13 protein-coding genes are annotated in these 18,735 nt (G+C 41.5%); 4 read left to right on the top strand and 9 right to left on the bottom strand.

The window, feature by feature from the left end:
• Positions 1–16 precede the first annotated feature (16 nt).
• Positions 17–2,305: a TonB-dependent receptor gene (locus LX64_RS19275; RefSeq protein ID WP_111599330.1), complete on the bottom strand. Its 2,289-nt coding sequence runs from the start codon at positions 2,303–2,305 to the stop codon at positions 17–19.
• Positions 2,306–2,381: 76 nt separating this feature from the next.
• Positions 2,382–3,563 carry a GTP-binding protein gene (locus tag LX64_RS19270; RefSeq protein WP_111599329.1) on the bottom strand — a complete coding sequence of 394 codons (1,182 nt, stop codon included), beginning with the start codon at positions 3,561–3,563 and terminating at the stop codon, positions 2,382–2,384.
• A gap of 342 nt (positions 3,564–3,905) precedes the next feature.
• Between LX64_RS19270 and LX64_RS19265 the strand changes: the two genes are divergently transcribed.
• A complete protein-coding gene (locus LX64_RS19265) occupies positions 3,906–4,541 on the top strand; it encodes an SCO family protein (protein ID WP_111599328.1) in 636 nt (211 codons plus the stop codon).
• Between the two features lie 4 nt (positions 4,542–4,545).
• Positions 4,546–4,977, top strand: a complete 432-nt coding sequence (locus tag LX64_RS19260) for a Fur family transcriptional regulator (protein ID WP_111599327.1) — start codon at positions 4,546–4,548, stop codon at positions 4,975–4,977.
• A 351-nt stretch (positions 4,978–5,328) separates the two neighbouring features.
• Here LX64_RS19260 and LX64_RS19255 read toward each other — a convergent pair whose 3' ends face one another.
• From LX64_RS19255 to LX64_RS19245, 3 genes are all read right to left on the bottom strand, one after another.
• Positions 5,329–7,044 (bottom strand): M3 family oligoendopeptidase, encoded by a 1,716-nt coding sequence (locus tag LX64_RS19255; protein ID WP_111599326.1) that lies wholly within the window; start codon positions 7,042–7,044, stop codon positions 5,329–5,331.
• Between the two features lie 132 nt (positions 7,045–7,176).
• Positions 7,177–7,827, bottom strand: a complete 651-nt coding sequence (locus tag LX64_RS19250; RefSeq protein ID WP_111599367.1) for a DUF5606 family protein — start codon at positions 7,825–7,827, stop codon at positions 7,177–7,179.
• Between the two features lie 115 nt (positions 7,828–7,942).
• Positions 7,943–10,501 carry a lamin tail domain-containing protein gene (locus tag LX64_RS19245; protein ID WP_111599325.1) on the bottom strand — a complete coding sequence of 853 codons (2,559 nt, stop codon included), beginning with the start codon at positions 10,499–10,501 and terminating at the stop codon, positions 7,943–7,945.
• A 113-nt stretch (positions 10,502–10,614) separates the two neighbouring features.
• Here LX64_RS19245 and LX64_RS19240 point away from each other — a divergent pair, with 113 nt between their 5' ends.
• Both LX64_RS19240 and LX64_RS19235 read left to right on the top strand, forming a co-directional pair.
• The gene (locus LX64_RS19240; RefSeq protein ID WP_111599324.1) at positions 10,615–11,604 is read left to right on the top strand and encodes an aspartate-semialdehyde dehydrogenase; all 990 of its coding nucleotides are present in this window, start codon (positions 10,615–10,617) and stop codon (positions 11,602–11,604) included.
• A 737-nt stretch (positions 11,605–12,341) separates the two neighbouring features.
• Positions 12,342–12,593, top strand: a complete 252-nt coding sequence (locus tag LX64_RS19235) for a hypothetical protein (protein WP_111599323.1) — start codon at positions 12,342–12,344, stop codon at positions 12,591–12,593.
• 213 nt (positions 12,594–12,806) lie between these two features.
• Here LX64_RS19235 and LX64_RS19230 read toward each other — a convergent pair whose 3' ends face one another.
• The 4 genes from LX64_RS19230 to uvrB form a co-directional block, all read right to left on the bottom strand.
• On the bottom strand, positions 12,807–13,469 hold the full coding sequence (locus tag LX64_RS19230) for a DUF2461 domain-containing protein (RefSeq protein WP_111599322.1): 663 nt from the start codon (positions 13,467–13,469) through the stop codon (positions 12,807–12,809).
• Positions 13,470–13,623: 154 nt separating this feature from the next.
• Positions 13,624–14,670: a porin gene (locus LX64_RS19225; protein WP_111599321.1), complete on the bottom strand. Its 1,047-nt coding sequence runs from the start codon at positions 14,668–14,670 to the stop codon at positions 13,624–13,626.
• A gap of 192 nt (positions 14,671–14,862) precedes the next feature.
• The gene (locus LX64_RS19220) at positions 14,863–16,248 is read right to left on the bottom strand and encodes an ammonium transporter (RefSeq protein ID WP_111599320.1); all 1,386 of its coding nucleotides are present in this window, start codon (positions 16,246–16,248) and stop codon (positions 14,863–14,865) included.
• Positions 16,249–16,663: 415 nt separating this feature from the next.
• Positions 16,664–18,712: an excinuclease ABC subunit UvrB gene (gene uvrB, locus LX64_RS19215; protein ID WP_111599319.1), complete on the bottom strand. Its 2,049-nt coding sequence runs from the start codon at positions 18,710–18,712 to the stop codon at positions 16,664–16,666.
• Between the last annotated feature and the right edge of the window lie 23 nt (positions 18,713–18,735).

Genomic DNA, 18,735 nt, shown 5'->3' with positions numbered 1-18,735 from the left:
GGCTTTTACAATACGCTTATTTCATGGTGAACCTTGCACCTAAGAAACCGCGGATACCTTGGTTTGGTGCAAATACGTAATTCGGATCGAAGGTAAGCGCGTACGGGTTTTCGGCCGTAGGTACCACATTACCTTGTGGATCGAACTGTACCAATTTATTAAATGGATCGTGTGGGCGGGCAATAGCATTTTTCGGCGGCGTGTAGTTCAGCAAGTTTTTCACCCCACCATATATTTCCCATTGCTTACCCAGCTTCTTCGATAATTGGATATTCTGGATGGACCATACCGGGGAAGTGGGCTTCCTAGGATCCGTATCACTTACAAGGGGCAGCTTCATAGGGCCATAGAGGTTGCCAGTGTAATCTACGCTCAATCCCATTCTTTTGAATGTATAGGTAATGGCCCAGGTAGCAGATACTTTCTCAGTTAAAAGCGGTTGGGATTTGACTTCCTTTCCATCTACTTTATTCACCTGGTATACATCTACCAAAGTTGTACCGGCAATTACCTTTAATGGGAACGGGAATGAAACATCTACATTCAAACTAACACCTTGCGAAACCGCGTGCCCATCGAGGTTATCGTAAATAATTGCCCGGTAGTTGGTGGTATAATCGGGTATAATCTTATTGGAGAACTGGGTATAGAACGCCGAGAAATCTAAACTAACGAAGGTGCGGCCGATGTTGAGTTTGTTCACATAATTGAAGTTAGCATTCCAACTACGCTCAGGTTTCAAGTCCGACTTAATAATTACATCGCGCGCCCCTGTTAAGGCGGCATGGTCTTCCGTGAACAGCGACACAACACGGTAGCCCGTACCGGCATTTAAGCGGAAGGTATGTTTATAATTAGGACTGTATTTGTACGCAATACGCGGGGTAAGAATATTACCATGGATAGAATTATAATCGTAGCGCATGCCTAATAAGAGCGTATGTTCTCTTGAAAGCGCAATTTCATCTTGCAGGAATATGCCGGGTAAGAAGGTGCGATCGGGTTTGTTTTCATCCTTTCCATTTACTTCTCTCATGGTGGCGGCCGTATTATCGTCGTACCAAGTATACCGGAAGGGTAGACCTGCCAGCAAACTATGGCGGCCAATTTCTTTATCCCATGTTAGTTGGGCAAATGCGATTTTTTGGGTGGCCAGGAACCAAGTATCGCCGTACACCGAGTTTTGATCGTGGTAGTTAAGGCTATACTGGAACATGAGTTTTTCGGTGGAAGGCAATTGATAGTTACCAATTACTTCCACGCGGTTGGTATAAATACTTTCACCATACACATCCGAAGAGCCGCGGTATTGGCGGTTCCAATTCATTTGTCCTCCCCAACGATCTTCATAGAAGTAACGCGCAGCGATATTAGCAATACGGTTGTTCTTCCTGGCGAAGGTCCATTTGTTGAACAGCGAAATGCGGTGCTGTTGCGTTAAATCCGTAAAGCCATCGCCATTATGATCGATTGGGTTTTGATAGTTGAAGTAGTTAACACCCAGTAAGGCATTTGCTTTCTTCCCCGCTTTCAACCTTACACCTATATCAGCATTCACCTCTCTCCAAGTAGTTGCCATTATGTCGGCAGTTACAATCGGTGCTTGTAATGGATCTTTCGTAATGATATTGATAAGCCCAGCCACAGCCTCGGAACCGTACAAAGTAGAGGCAGGGCCTTTCACGATTTCTACTCGTTCTACTAAGCTGTTGGGAATGCCGCTTAAACCATATACCGTGGAAAGAGCACTTACAATGGGCATTCCATCAATCATCACCATTGTGTAGGGGCCTTCCAGGCCATTGATATGAATATCGCCGGTATTACAAACATTGCAATTTACTTGTGGACGAACACCGTTCACATTTTGCAAAGCATCGAATATACTTGGCGTGGGGTTCTTGCGGAAGAAGAGCGGCGTGTATACCTCCACTGGCACAGGACTTTTCATTTTGCTCACTGGTTTCAACGTTCCACTTACCACTACTTCACTTAAACCTGTAGCCACAGCCGCAATATTTATTTGTACCGACGAAGCGCCTTCTTTTACCTGTACCTTTTGAAGGAATCTTTCAAACCCTACAGCACTTACAACAAGTTCCCTAGCACCGATCGGTACATTTTTCAATTCAAAAAAACCTTGCTCATCCGACAATGCACCGATCTTGGTGCCTAATACACCAATGCTAGCATAGGGAACAGGCACGGAATCCGACAATATCTTTCCTTTGATATGCCCGGCTTGCGCATGCACTAAAACAGGGGATAGGGCTAATAGGAATAGTTGTATAATTTTTTGCTTCATATTGATGTTGATATAAGGCAAAGGTAAAAGTCAAGAACATACTTGTCTAAATTATTATTTAGACTAATCTAAATATTTATAAAGGAAATGGGTCATAGAAAGGCTTTCCAGCGATCCAATCTAACACTTCATCATTGTTACACAGGCAATTATGGAGATCTTGTTCAATTTGTTTTTGTGGAAGGTGTTGACCAATGATAACGATTTCATTGTACCGATCGTGGAAAACGGGGTGCCAGTTTTCGCGAATTTCAGCTAATTCTTCGGGCGAGAAATCGTTGCCGTGTTGGGCTTCGCTCCACCAGGTGCCGGCAATATCGGCTTTGAGTGAACCACCCGCTTGGCTCCAATTGCAAGCAGTTTTGCTACGCGAGGCTAGCCAGAAGATGCCTTTACTTCTAAGAATAGCGGGGTGCCAGGCTTCATTCAAATATTGCCATAGTCGTGCCGGGTGAAAGGGTAATTTACTTCGGAATACGAATGAAGTGATACCGTATTCTTCCGTTTCGGGCACATGTTCTTCCTGCAAAGCCGCTTGCCATCCTGCGCTGCTGGATGTTTTCTCGAAGTCGAATAAGCCCGTGTTTAATATATGTGATAGTTCTACCACACCATTCACGGCAGGTACAAGATGTGCATCGGCATTTAATTGGCGAAGGACGAGCATTAATTCCTTTAGTTGCGCGGCATCAACGGTATCTACCTTGTTAACAATAATTACATTGGCAAATTCTACTTGGTCGGTTAGCAGGTTTACAATGCTACGTGTATCGGCAATATCGTCGTTCATCCCGGCTTGGTAAACGGTTTGGGCGCTACTGTAATCTTTTATGAATTGGCGAGCGTCAACAACAGTTACAAGTGTATCCAATTTGGCATGTGCGCTAAGGTCGATTTGCAGCTGGTCGTCGACGTAGCAGAAAGTTTGTGCAACAGGCAAGGGTTCTGAAATCCCTGATGATTCGATCAACAGGTAATCAAATCTATGTTCCTTGGCCAGTTCTTCGACCGCCACCAGCAAATCTTCCCGTAAAGTGCAACAAATACAACCATTACTCATTTCCACGAGTTTCTCGTCGGTATGATGCAGGACCGATTCGTTCTTTACAAAATTCGCATCGATATTCACTTCACCCATATCGTTCACAATAACGGCAACACGAAGGCCTTCTTTGTTATGTAATACGTGGTTGAGTAAAGTAGTTTTACCTGCACCCAGGAACCCGCTGAGTACTGTTACTGGAAGTTTCCGTTTCATGTAATATTTTTTGATGATGGTAGCGCGGAAAAGAAAGGCAAGGAAGGGCCCTTAACTATTTTTTAGGTTCATCTAAAAAATAATTTCAATATTTCCTTGCCTTCATCTAACGGCATAATAAAACAAACTGTAAATGAGTCGATTAGTGAATGAAACCGCGTATTTCATTATTCCGACTAGTTACAAACATACACTTTATTGCAACAATGTTGCAAATTATTTTTAAATTTGTAGTAGAAACCAGTACTAACAACACTATAAGGTATATTTAACTATTGTATGATGGTGATTGACGGTTTCTGTAGTAACTTTGGGTATTCATTTAATTAACAGCAGGGAACTATGTCAAAAAAACTGGTTTGGTACGGTGTATTCTTCATTGCACTGAGTGCGGCCTTCTTAGGTTACGCGGCCTATGTTATCAAGGGGGAGAGGGGTACTTATTTTGGTCGTGAAAGGCTGCCTGTTTTGGGTATGCCGGGACATAAAATTCCGAGTTTTTCCTTCACGAATCAAGATGGTAAAACCATTACAGAAAAAGATGTACACGGGAAGTTTTACGTAGCGGAGTATTTCTTTACGACTTGTACAGGTATATGCCCTCGTATGAATGATAACATGGAGAAAGTATATGAGAAGTATAAGACCGACACTAGCTTTTTGATTTTATCACATACGGTTGACCCGGATAATGATAGTGTTCCTGTTTTAAAAGCATATGCCGAGAAACACCATGCCGATTCTAAGAATTGGTGGTTTTTAACAGGCGATAAGAAATCGTTATATAAACTCGCAAGAGAAAGTTATATGGTAGACGACGGCGTTTACACAGGTGCAGAAGATTTTGTGCATACGCAATGGTTTGCTTTGGTGGATGGTGAAGGCCAAGTTCGTGGTTTATATGAAGGCACGAAGAAGTCGGACGTAGAGAAATTGATCGACGATATCCAACGCTTGCGAGAAGAAAATAATCCATAATGCCATGACAACGCAAAAACAAAAAGAGCAAATAGCAGGATGGTTACGTACTTGTAATCTTAGCATTACGGATACACGGGTAAAAATTCTTGAGTTGTTTTTGAAAAGCAACGGCGCGCTTGAACACGGTGATTTTGAAAAATTAGCCGGTAAAAGCTTCGACCGCGTTACGGTGTACCGTACATTACAAACCTTCTTAGACAAAGGATTAATCCATAAAATTCCTACAACAGATACATCTGTTCGCTACGCAATCTGTAAATCAGATTGTAAAGAACATGAACACCACGATCATCACGTACACTTTAAATGCGATGCTTGTGGAACTACTACATGTTTGGATGATACCAGTGTACCGAGCATTGCGCTACCACGTGGATATGCGATGAATAATGTAGAGGTAGTGGTAAGTGGGGTGTGTAAGGATTGTAAATAAACTTCTTTTACTACGTTATTATATAAAAGGTTTTCTCATTTTGGTGGGAAAACCTTTTTTGATTTCTGTGCTGCCAGCTATTTTCAATTAGTATTGACCCTACTTGTTGCTTTCTTTGTTTCACCAAAGAAAGGTGGATCTCTACATATAAAGACTGTTGGATGAGGGCTATGACTAGGCTTTGGTGTCTCGCGTGTAGAGATGGTGAAGGCCGTTCGGGGTTCTTTTTGGAGGAAAGTTTGTTGGGGTTTAGTGGCGTGCTGTGGGTGATATGAATATTATTCTTTGATCGATGGACAATAAAAAAGTCTTCCCGGGGGAAGACTTTTAGTTTTATAGTATGACTTGTAATTAGGCAATTTTGTCTATTTCCGCTTGTACGAATTCGGCTAAGTCCTTTACATAAGCGGGAGAGAAGTCGAATTTAATACCGGCAGCTTCGTAGAGTTGACGGAGTGTTTTTGTATAACCTAGGCTAAGCGCTTTTTCGTAGTTATCGAGGGCTTGTTGTGGATTTTCTTTGTATTGTTTCCACATAGCAATAGCACCTAGTTGAGCAATACCGTATTCGATGTAATAGAAAGGTACTTCGAATAGGTGAAGTTGGCGTTGCCAAGCATTGGCGCGAATATTTTCGTAGCCTTTCCAATTTACAACACCATTCGAGTATTCATCTTGAATAGCATTCCATTTCGCGGTGCGTTCTTCTACTGTATGTTGTGGATGCTCGTAAATCCAGTGCTGGAATTGGTCGATAATAGCAATCCAAGGGAATATGCTAATAGAACGTTCCAATTGTTGCAGTTTCGCACGGCGCAATTGTTCTTTATCGGTGAAGAAAATATCCCAATAGTCCATACTTAACAATTCCATACTCATACTCGCTACCTCTGCGATCTCCATTGGGTATTCTTTGAAGGCCGTTAATGGTAAATGGTGACTTAAGAAAGAGTGTATAGCATGACCACCTTCGTGTACCATGGTAGTAAGATCTTTCATTTGGCCTGCGGCGTTCATGAAAATGAAGGGTACACCTGTTTCGGCTAATGGACAATTGTATCCCCCAGGTGCTTTGCCTTTGCGGCTTTCTAGGTCAACACGTTTCATTTCTTTCATCACGCGTAAGCAATCGGCAAAGAAAGGACGTAGTTCTTGGAAACAAGCGATGGTTTTATCGATTAACTCTTCGCCGGTTTGGAAGGGTTCCAATGGTTTAATACCAGCTGGTTCTGCTTCGGTATCCCAAGGGCGCAAAGTATCCAGGCCTAACTTAGCTTGCTGGCGCTCCGTCATTTTCTTTACTAAAGGCACAATGTGCTCCCTAATAGCTTGGTGGAATTCGAAACAATTCTCTTTCGTGTATTCAAAACGACCAAGTTCTTCGAATTTATAGTCGCGGTAATTTTCGAAGCCGGCATTCAGCGCTACTTCGTGGCGTTTTTGTACAAGTTGTGTGTACAATTCGTCAAGAGCAGCTTTGTCTTGTAAGCGGCGTTCGCCGGTTTTGGTGAAAACTGCTTCGCGAAGAGTGCGGTCGCTGCTTTCTAAAAACTTGGCGGCTTGTTGGAGAGTATATTCTTTCCCTTCGAGCTCGATTGTCATTTTACCGGCAATAGCACCGTATTGTTGTGCCATTACGCTGAGTTCTGCTTGTAGCGGGATATTCTTTTCGTTGAAGAGTTTTACTTGTTTGCGTACGTTACGTAGGTACGGGAAGTATATATTTTCGTCGAGTTGCGCCGTAAACTCGGAATCCAACAGTTTGCGATTGAGGGCATCTGCATAGGGCTGCAGTTTGGGTTGGATTTCCATGCAGAAGTAGGCAAAAGCTTCTTCCAGCGATTTATCGGTTGTGTCGCAAGTCATTTTAATTTGTCGCCAGCAAGCATCTTCACTAATCACGGCTTCTAATTCACTGGTATCGTGTAACCATTTTTCTAAATCTTGTAGGCTGTTGATGGGGCGATTTTGTAATGCTTCGAAGTAAGGTTGCAAAGCGTCCCAAGTGGTAACGGTAAAATCTGCCGGCAGGAAAGTGCGCGGCAATGCTTTTATATGTGCGTCCATTATATGTGTGAGTTTTGCTATAAAAAAAATTCCAAACTACCTGTGGTCGCTTGTAATGGCAATATAATAAACATTACGGCAGCGGTTACAGGAAGTTTGGAATCGGGATATAATATCCTTAGGGAAGAAAAATTATTCTTCTGTAGTTTTCTTTTTGCGAGTTGCTTTTGGTTTTGGAGCAGCATCTTCTGCGCCTTCACCTTCAGCAGCGGTAGCTTTTTTAGCCCTCGTTTTCTTAGGCTTTTCTTCAGTTGCAGCTTCAGCATCATCTGTTGCAGCTACTTCTTTTTTAGCTTTCGTTGCTTTTTTAGGTTTCGCTTCTTCAACCGGGGCAGCTTCTACTGTGGCAGGAGCAGCCTCTTCAGCTACTTCAGCAGTTTCTTCTGCGAAGATTTCTTCGAAGTTCAACAATTCATTTGATTTGAGGATAGCATACCATTTTACCATTTTCTTCATATCAGAAACGTAAACGCGTTCTTCGTCGAACTCTGGGAATACGTTTTTGAAATAAGATTTGATGGCATTATTATCAGCCTTAGCATCTACCAATGGGAAATTTGCTTCTTGATCCTGCATTGATTTGAAAACAGACGCTAAGTTTACATTATCACCAGTTGTAAATACTTCAATGCTCTCCAAAGGGGTAAAGTTATGGATACGAGAAGATACAAAACGTGTGTTTTTATCTTCAAGCGACCTAACGATAGCGCCATCCTGTTTACTGGCTATCAATTGGAATAACCCACCTAAACCAGTTACTGCTACGATTTCTCTGTACTGCATGTTCATTTTTTTAAGAAAGGGCAAATATAAAAAATTAAGGATAGATTGCCCGCTGACAAATTTTCATTTTAGCAGTTCAATATAAATATTTTTCTTTAATATTTCACTAAACCGGCTACTGTATTCGCTTTCGTAGCAAAGCCACTGCTTTTTTCCCGCACCAAGTTGTTCCATTTGGTCGAAATATTTCTATAAATATAATATAATGTCCAACAGGCAATTGTTCGCGGTTATTTCCGAGGCCATTCCAAGAGAAGGTGTTTTGCGTGCCTAATGATTCATTTTGAACAAGATGTCGAACGGGTTTGCCTTCCAGGTTAAAAATGGTGATGTTGGCTTGGGTACCCAAACCGCCATTATTACAATATATATTACAGAGATCCTGGTAACCGTCATTGTCCGGTGAAAAAACAGGGCTTACCTCCCAATCCAGGGCTAGGTTGCTGGGTTGGGATTGAGAATTCTTATATCCCGGTGTAGCATAACCTGCCGTGGAAGCCGCAGAATGCCAGTTTTCCCGGTTGTTACCCAATTCCCAATGCAGCTTTTCCAAAGAAACACCTTGTGTATTGACAATCTGCGGCGCATGAAAATCTTTATGATAAGCAAATTCATCAAGTACCTCACCAATGCTATTGGTTAATACAACGTTCCCACTTGTGGCAGGGTAGGAGGGCAAGGAGGGAATTTGAGAGAAGTTAGCCATTTGTAAACAAGCGTAAGCACGGCAAATCCCGGCCTTATTGGTAGTAATGGCTACATACTCGCCCGGTAATAATAATTGTTGTTGGGATGAAGCAGGAAGCAGTGTTCCTAAACTACCATCAGTACGCCGGTTAGTTAGCAATATATCTTGCAGGTTAATCGCTGTTTTTCCTGTATTCACAATTTCTACAAAATCGGCAGCGATAGCAGGAGGATCGAACAATACTTCATTAATAATAATGTTTCCAGTACGTGGCTTTGTTGGCCGCGCAAACGAGATGCTACCTTCGGTGCTTTCGCCTTTGCAGGAAGGGAGGGCTTTTAATTGTAATTGGTAAATAATACCGGTATCTAACGGTGCACTACAACTAAGTATTACTTGTTGGAATAATGGCGGAATGGGTTGTGCTTTTGTAATAGTAACACTAGGTGTAATTTGATAGTGTAGTAGATTCGTCGCAAAGCTACTATCGAGTAGTACATTTGTTTGCAATATTAGTTGGTTGCTATCGGCAACGGCTATACGAAATATACTATTCATTCCTAACAAACTATCTGTTACAACACTATTTACTAACCCAGGCGTGCCGCCCTTTCCATCTTTACTCGCCATAACATTTTGTGCAGGAAAGCAAACTTGGTACGGCGAAATAAGTTCCAAACTCCATCCCCCATTGGGTTTGTATGGGTGCTGGTAACTATCGGTGTTGTGCATCCATGTATGTATTATACTACCTTTGGCATCAAATAATTGCAGCACATCTTGTTCTTGTAGTACAGGGAAATTATTTATACCGATGGTTGTTGCCGACGGAAATACTTGCGCTCCTTGCATGCCAACTAACAGTAAATAATGACGGGCTGGGATCATTGCATTCGTTATTGTAATACTGCCTTTATTGGTTTTGATGGACCAATTGTCAAGAGCCAAATTTTCATCGCTAGTATTTAGCAACTCTATATATTGATATGGTGGCAACCCATTACTAGGTAAGGGTTTCACCATCACTTCATTGATTAATACATCAAATGGCTTGGGCACATAATAACGCAGCGTGTTGTTGAAATCATTGCTGGTATTACCAATTACATCTTTAAGTCCTTTTACATGTAATATGTAATTGTGCATTTGTACCAAAGGCGTTGACAATGTAACATCTAGCTGTTGAGGGTTGGATGTATTGATTACAAATGTTAGTTTTTCTCCATCGAGCAATATTTGCGTAGCAGCCACGTCTAACATTTTGTCGAACAATAGTTGGATGCTGTTTGCGTTGATGATGGCGGTTTTCAGCAACCGGGGTGGTAGTGTATCGGCGCTGAAAGGCTTTACTTGTATATCATCGAAGTAATGCTTGTTGAAGAAGCTGCTGGTGGATTGTCGAATAGCTATGCCGAAGTATTGGCTGCTGGGGATACTATTGTCGTACACAGTGCCTTCTGTTTTATAGGCTAGGCCTGTAGCGGAAGAGTCGCGGAATAATTGCCAGCGGTGCTGGGCGTCACATATTACTTTGACTTTGCATGTAGTCGATGACCTATTCAGAAATCCGTCAACCCCGTCGATAATTTTCTGTGGTGCTTGGTGAGGTAATTTCTTGAACAAGGATACTTCGTCGCTCGTTCCACCCAAGCGTACAAAGTACGCGTAATTAGCGTCGTTGGTAAGGTCTTGCAGTTGTGAAGCCAGGTAAACGTCGACGTAATTTGTGCTGGATGGGTTGAAATCTAGTTTACAGTGCCATTCCCAGGTTGTTTGTGTAACGAGGGAGCTGGGAGTAGCGATGAAAAACGTGGTATTTGCTTGTTGGGAGGCGCTTTGCAGCTTTCCATCCTTTGCCACGAAATCGTCGTTCACTAGGAACCAGGGGGGTGAATGTTGTAAACTATTGTGATTAAAATCGGCAGAAAGTTGGGCGCAGGCAAAGGCTGGCCACAGTAGCAGGCTACAAACAATGGTTGGTTTCATATTCAAGTGGGTTTATATGAAGATAAAAAAAATTTAGCGCCCTTGGATATTGGTAGTGAAAAAGCGGTATTGATGTATTAATTTTGGCTTCCTTAAAATAAATCTATATAAAAATGAAAGTAGCCGTAGTAGGAGCCACCGGGCTGGTAGGCTCAAAAATGTTACAAGTATTGGAGGAAAGAAATTTTCCTGTTACTGACTTGATTCCTGTTGCCTCTGCGAAGAGCGTTGGTAAGGAAGTGACATTTAAGGGTAAGGCATATAAGGTGGTGGATGCAGATACGGCTATTGCTATGAAACCTAATGTAGCAATTTTCTCAGCCGGCGGCTCAACCTCTTTAGAGTGGGCACCAAAATTTGCTGATGCAGGTATTACTTGTATCGACAACTCTTCCGCATGGCGCATGGACCCTACTAAGAAATTGGTAGTACCAGAAGTAAATGGTAACGCACTTACTCCGGAAGATAAAATCATCGCCAATCCAAATTGCTCAACCATTCAAATGGTATTGGTATTAAAACCATTGCACGAGTTATACAACATTAAACGTGTAGTAGTTTCAACTTACCAATCTGTTACCGGTACAGGTGTTAAAGCTGTTACGCAATTAATGAACGAACGCGCAGGTGTAAGCGGTGAAATGGCTTATGCTTATCCAATCGATTTAAACGTCATTCCTCAAATCGATGTATTTACCGATAACGGTTATACGAAAGAAGAGATGAAGATGGTGAATGAAACGAAGAAAATTATGGGCGACGATTCGATTAAAGTAACTGCAACCACTGTACGTATTCCTGTAATGGGCGGTCACAGTGAATCAGTGAACATCGAATTTGAAAAAGAATATGAATTGGGCGACTTACGCAAAGCTTTAGAAGCACAAGCAGGCGTTATTGTAGTAGACGATCCGTCGAAAGCACAATACCCAATGCCGAAAGATGCGCATGATAAAGATGAAGTTTTCGTGGGCCGTATCCGCAGAGATGAAACCCAAGAAAAAACAGTTAACATGTGGATCGTAGCCGATAACTTACGTAAAGGCGCGGCAACTAATGCTGTTCAAATTGCAGAATACTTGCATGCACAAAAATGGATCTAGTATACATCGCAAATAGATTAAAAGGGAATAACGAAAGTTGTTCCCTTTTTTTATGCATAGAATAGTTAGGAATGCAATACATATATTACACGAATGTAGCAGATACAAATGGGTACCTGTTCCTTATATTCCGCCGCGTAGGAAATATTCTCTTCAAGAATTAATTACATTTTTTTCACTTTGAACATACCGTTTTATCCTTTTTCTGCGGTAATATTGCAGCACAATATGTGTAGAACAAGTTTACACACCAAGATTAAAGTAAAGGCCGAAAGCATTTTGTAGCAAGAAAAGCAGCAAAGTACACCACTGAAACCGCCATGATTGGGAGCAATAGTTAAAAATAACTACTAGGTTTCCTAACAAATACAACGTTGTAAAATCGTATACCCGTTTACGTTAGTTTATATGCTATCTACTCTAACGCGGGCGACTAAACGAATGACAACGGTAAATTTTATAAAAATATTGTATTTGTTAAAAACTTATTGTATATTCACTATCCGCGCAATGCGATAACTAGTATGCCTATACGAAAAGAGGGATGTAAGCTTGAGCACATGTGATATTATGTTATTACTAATCAATGTAGAATAATATAATACCGTTAAAAATTACACAGAAGTAGTATTGATTTGTGGTGGAATAAATTGAATTTTGAAATACAATCCTATATCTATTAGTTCTTTTATTGGATGTTTTTAATCATTTAATAATTACTAAATTCCCTTTTTCCTATGAAAACCAACACCAATCGCGAACTTTTGCTCATGCATAAGTTTACTGAAGAATGGAGCACCAATTTCTCATCTCAAGTGTCACGCATTATGACAATTGTAGATCAGAAAGATACCTTGGATGGCATTATGCCAATCATAGAGGTGGCGAATGTTTATAACCAGCGTTTTGCACAAACGCGTATGGACAAAGAGAATTTACTTAAGAACCGTAAGGCACGTCCGTTTGAGTTTTTGATTCACAAAAACTAGTTCCGGCATTTTTTATTGTTAGTATGTACAACGCAAGTAAGGTATTGCTTTGCTTGTTTGGATGATGTATGCGAATGAAGGCTTAACGCGGATATTCCTTTTCATTAGTCCATTTCTTTATTAACCTATCCTAGTTGTCGGAATTATACACTCATCCGACAACTAGAAAAGAGGAACCCCGTTACCCCGTTACTACATTTTTTCCGAAATTTACTATTCGGCTAATGCCGTGTTCAAGAAATCGTTGAACGGCTGCATAGCAGCAAACAGTTTAATGATTTCCCTCGCCAATGTGGGCTGTGTTAATAGCTCATCGGGTATGTTTTTACTTACGATGAAGCTTTTTAACTTAAGGTACTCGATGGCCGGGTTATCGATGTTATACCCTTGCGGCGCATTTTTCAATGCTTCGCCCTCTACTGTTTTGAATAATTTGATGAACTCTTTCTGGGAGAGAATCGCGGAGAAATCGGCGAAGTTGTAATCTATTTCTTGGCGCACCTTTTTTAAGATCGGCGCTTCGGGCATCCATATACCACCGGCAACAAAGCTTTTGCCGCCAGGCTCGAATTGGAAGTAATACCCTGCAAATGGCGACTTCTTTCCTCCCTTCGACATATACGCACCCATATTTGTTTTATACGGCGTTTTATCCTTCGAGAAACGAACATCTTTATAGATCCTGAATGTGCAATCTTTCGGTTGAAGATGCGCGACCGATTCGTCGAATTTGGCGATTCCTTGGATAAGTTGTTGCGTAAGATTCTCGAAATCTTCCTTAGCGGATTGGTAGGCTTGCTTGTGCTCGTCGAACCAAGCTTTATCATTGTGTTTTTTGAGGTCTTTCAAGAACTTCAAAGAAGAGGCTTGTAACATGATGTGAATTTAGGCGTAACAAATTTATTTTGATTGCTTGGTTTATCAAAGGAATCAAAACAAAAAGTGTGCGATAAAAATATCGCACACTTTAACATAGTTGGTTAGTTGTTAAACCTTTTTCTTATATGAGCCAAATATTCAATTATACCCTTTAAAATTTATAAATGGCTGCTAACAAAACATTGGCTGTTTGTCCTTTCGGAAGATCCTTCTTCGAGAAGATTTTTTCTGAAGCATGATCAAGCCTAAATTCAGGGACCAACGTAAATCCGCCGATCCTATAATTTCCGGAGAGTGTAAAACTCCATACATCACCACCATTAGCGAGTTCATCAGTGCTAGTGAAGACCTTTAATTTATCTTTATCCGAGAAGTATTCAGTTCTAAAAGTAAGACCGAATTTTTCAACGGGATCGTAGTTGAGGTAAAGAGCTGAGCCATACCAATTGCCGAGGTCGTTACTATACGTGCTATACGTACCGTTATAACCTAACGAGAACTTGGAATTAATAGCATAGGTTACAACAGCATCGATTTGATCATTTCTAATATCGAACGTGTCTTTACCACCAATGTAATTGAGGTAAGCCTTTACAGGACCGTCTTTTACATAAGCGAATTGCGCACCGATATATTTGTGATCAGTAAACGAGGCTGATTTTAAATCTGTTGGGTTAAAAACACCTAACATAGCTGAAAAATTACCGAGCGAAAAATCGGCTTTTACGCCGGTATGGAAGAAGGGGCCATAAGAGAACATGTAACTCATACTATAGTTCCTATTGGCGTAGGCGTCAACTAGCTCGTAACCTACGTGCGTAGCATAACTACCTATTGTAAACTTAACTTTATCGCTGGCAGCATATGAAATATTCAATTGCTTAATCGCGATTTCACTTTTACCTGCATCATTGTAGGAGAATTCACCTGCGCGCTTTCCAAATCCTACATCCGCAACCATACTTACATTTTTAAAACTATGTTCTAACTTCAACGATACCATCCCTAACTCGAACGAATTATGCGAGTTAGTAAAACTTGTTTTATTGTCGGTTGCATTGCCATTGAAATTATACTTGTAATACACATCGGCAGAACCAGACAACTTGAGGCCACTCGGGAGCAATCGAAGAGAATCTTGCGCTGAGGCTACGCACACACTACCCAAGGCCACCATAAGAAGAAAGCATTTTTTCATTAGCGAATATTTTGGTTGATAAAATGGGGGTGACTGCTTAGTAACTTGTTAAGGTGCTAATGATGATGATGGGTGGAATAATACAAACTCCGTATGTAAAGAACTTAAAATCGAAACTTCGTAGGCAACAACCGCCGCAGTGCACCACGACAAGGCACCACAACGGTTGTTTTGATTTTTGTAAACTGGCTATTATTGCGGGAGTAATTCCTCTTCTTTCAACGCACCATTGTTGCTCACCGTTAAGGATTGCGCATGGTAGTTTTCGTTGTGTTGAGTAACATCCAAACCAAGTGCTTCTTCTTCTTCAGATACACGTAATGGATGGAACATATTGATCAACTTAAAGATGATATAAGAAACCGTGAAGCTGTATGCAACAACGATCACCATTCCGAGTAATTGCTTCAGGAACAAAGTAGGTGTACCGCTGTATAACCAACCTTGGTCAGTTACAGCACTATTAATAGTAGTTGTAGCGAAAATACCTGTTAACAACATACCTACGATACCACCAACACCATGGCAAGGGAATACATCCAATGTATCGTCGATAGCTGTTTTCGATTTCCAATGAACAACCATGTTAGACACAATGGCAGCAGCAAAACCGATAAAGATACTTTGCGGGATGGCTACGTAACCGGCAGCAGGTGTGATAGCAACTAAGCCCACAACAGCGCCGATACAGAAACCAAGAGCAGATGGTTTACGACCACGTACTACATCAAAGAACAACCAAGCCAAGCCGGCAGCAGCAGTTGCAGTATTAGTAACCGCGAATGCAGAAACAGCCAATGAGTTAGCAGCTAATGATGAACCGGCATTGAAACCGAACCAGCCAAACCATAATAAACCTGTACCTAATAAAACGAACGGGATATTTGCAGGAGTAATTTCTTTTTTCTCTACGTGATCTTTTCTACGCTTCAATACCAAGGCACCTGCCAAAGCCGCACAACCAGCAGAAATGTGTACCACGGTACCACCTGCGAAGTCTAATACGCCCATTTTGAACAAGAAACCGTCGGCATGCCATGTCCAGTGTGCAATGGGTGCATACACCAATACGCTGAACAACACCATAAAGAGTACATACGACGTGAAGCGGATACGCTCTGCTACTGCACCTACCACCAAAGCCGGGGTGATGATAGCAAACTTCATTTGGAATAAAGCGAAGAGCAACATTGGAATGGTTCCCCATGCGGCACCCTCTGGTACTCCTTTAAAGAATAAGAAGGTACGAGGATCACCAATTATACCACCGATTGAATCACCGAAGGCTAAACTGAAACCGCATACCACCCAAATTACGCTGATGATGCCGGTTGCAACAAAGCTCTGCATCATGGTGGAAATAACGTTCTTACGATTTACCATCCCACCGTAGAAGAAGGATAAACCTGGGGTCATTAAAAACACTAAACAAGTAGCTACTAAAATCCATGCAACGTCAGCAGGATTATACTTACTTGTATCAGCAAACGCGGGAGCGGAAGGAATAAATATGCCGATGAGTGCAAAGGCTGCCAGGAAAATGAATGGCAAATAATCTTGAAATGATTTTTTCTTCATAGCACTTGATTTTATAATTCGCAATAAAAGTATGTCGGTACTATATAAAATCAAATAGAAGGCCCTAAAAATGGAAATATTTAAAAATACAGGCCTCAAAGTGCGTCAAAAGACAATCATATATATTTTAAATTATATATTAATTTGATTTTTGAAGTTTTTCGCAGTGAAGAAACTAGACAATATTAGGTTTAACAGTTTGATATTTAATTATTTATAAGAATTTCAAAATACAATTCAATTTTTTCAAAAAAAGCGACCTTGCTCTTTACTGCAAAATCGCTTTTAACGTTATACTGTATTGTATTTCAGAAATATATATTTGAAGATTATTTATTATTATTACTTCAAATATGGCTAAAATAAACAATTCGTATTATAAATAATTCTATATAATGTTTATTTGACCATGTATCTATTTTGCCTTCATTTCGGTCAATTGTTGTTGCAATGCAAACATTTGGTCCCTCAAACGGGCCGCTTCCATGAAATCTAAATCTTTCGCCGCCTTCTCCATCTCTTTCTTCACTTTCGTTATCGCCTTCTCCATCTGCGGAATAGTTGATATCGTGCCTTTGTTTAAAGCCGTATTCTCCTCGGAAACAATGGTTAGCTCGTCGTGTACAGCCAGCGGGTTGTTCTCGTCGTACTGTTTTATTTCCAATACGCTCGTTTGACCCAAGATTTGCTCTTTCGATTTACGTACTGTGCGCGGGGTTATATTATGTTCTATGTTATAGGCATGTTGCTTATCGCGGCGGCGAGATGTTTCATCTATCGTGCGCTGCATACTATCAGTAATTTTATCGGCATAAAAGATAACCAAACCATCTACGTTACGCGCGGCACGGCCGGCGGTTTGCGTTAATGATCTTTCATCTCGTAAGAAACCTTCTTTATCCGCATCCAAAATCGCCACTAACGACACCTCTGGCAAGTCAAGCCCTTCTCTCAATAAGTTCACACCAACTAACACGTCGATATTACCCAAGCGAAGATCACGTAATATCTCCACACGCTCCAAGGTATCTACTTCGGAGTGGATGTAGCGACTCTTAATATTAATACGTCCCAAATATTTATCCATTTCCTCGGCCATGCGCTTCGTTAGGGTAGTTACCAGTACACGGTCGCCTTTCTTCACGGTTTTATCAATCTCGTCGAGCAAATCATCGACTTGGTTCACACTCGGCCTTACTTCGATCGGGGGATCGAGTAAGCCTGTAGGGCGAACAACTTGTTCTACCACCACGCCATCGGTTTGCCTTAATTCATATTCTCCGGGGGTGGCACTTACAAATACGACTTGGTTAGTTAGCTCTTCGAACTCGTAAAAGTTCAATGGGCGGTTATCTAAGGCACTTGGTAAACGGAAACCGTAATCCACGAGGGTGAGTTTACGGGAACGGTCGCCCCCGTACATACCACTAATTTGCGGGATGGTTACGTGGCTTTCATCAATCACCAGTAAGAAGTCATCCGGGAAGTAATCCAATAAGCAGAATGGCCGCTTACCGGGTTGGCGACGATCCAAGAACCGCGAATAGTTCTCGATACCATTACAATACCCCAATTCGCGGATCATTTCCACGTCGTATGTTACCCTTTCCGATAAACGTTGCGCTTCGATGAGTTTACCCTGCTTCTTAAAATATTCTACTTGGGCATTCATCTCGTCTTGGATTTCGTTGAGAATTTGCACCATCATATCCTTGGGTGCCACGTAAAGGTTGGCAGGAAAGATGGCGGCTGTATCCATGATAGCGATGCGTTTACCTGTTTGCGGATCGAAGCTTTCAATTTCTTCGATTTCATCACCGAAGAAGGTGATTCTATAGCCATAATCAACATAGGGTAAGTTTACATCCACTGTATCGCCCTGCACACGGAAGTTACCGCGGTTGAAATCGCCCGTAGTACGAGAGTATAAAGAATTTACCAAGCCATGTAACAAGGTATTGCGTCCCATTACTTGCCCTTGTTGAAGTCGAATGATACTGTTTTCGTATTCTGTAGGGTTACCCATACCGTAAATACACGATACGCTGGCTACCACGATAATATCGCGCCTACCGCTTAGTAGGTTAGAGGTGGCTCTTAATCGAAGTTTGTCCAACTCCTCATTAATCGCTAAATCCTTCTCGATATATGTATCGCTCACGGGCATATATGCTTCGGGTTGATAATAATCGTAATACGATACGAAATATTCCACGGCATTATGCGGGAAGAACTGTTTCAGTTCGCCGTACAATTGCGCTACAAGGGTTTTGTTGTGGGTAAGTACGAGCGTAGGTTTTTGCGTGTTTTGAATAACATTGGCCATGGTAAAAGTTTTACCCGAGCCGGTTACACCCAGCAATGCCTGGTATTTCTCGCCGTTGACAACACCTTCTGTTAGCTGTTCGATAGCTGAAGGCTGATCCCCGGCGGGTTTATATGGAGCTTCTAAACGGAAAGGCATATTATCTTTACTAAATTTGTGAT

It is taken from the genome of Chitinophaga skermanii, assembly GCF_003259335.1.
Classification (GTDB): domain Bacteria; phylum Bacteroidota; class Bacteroidia; order Chitinophagales; family Chitinophagaceae; genus Chitinophaga; species Chitinophaga skermanii.
This window is presented reverse-complemented; position numbering and strand designations above follow the sequence as displayed.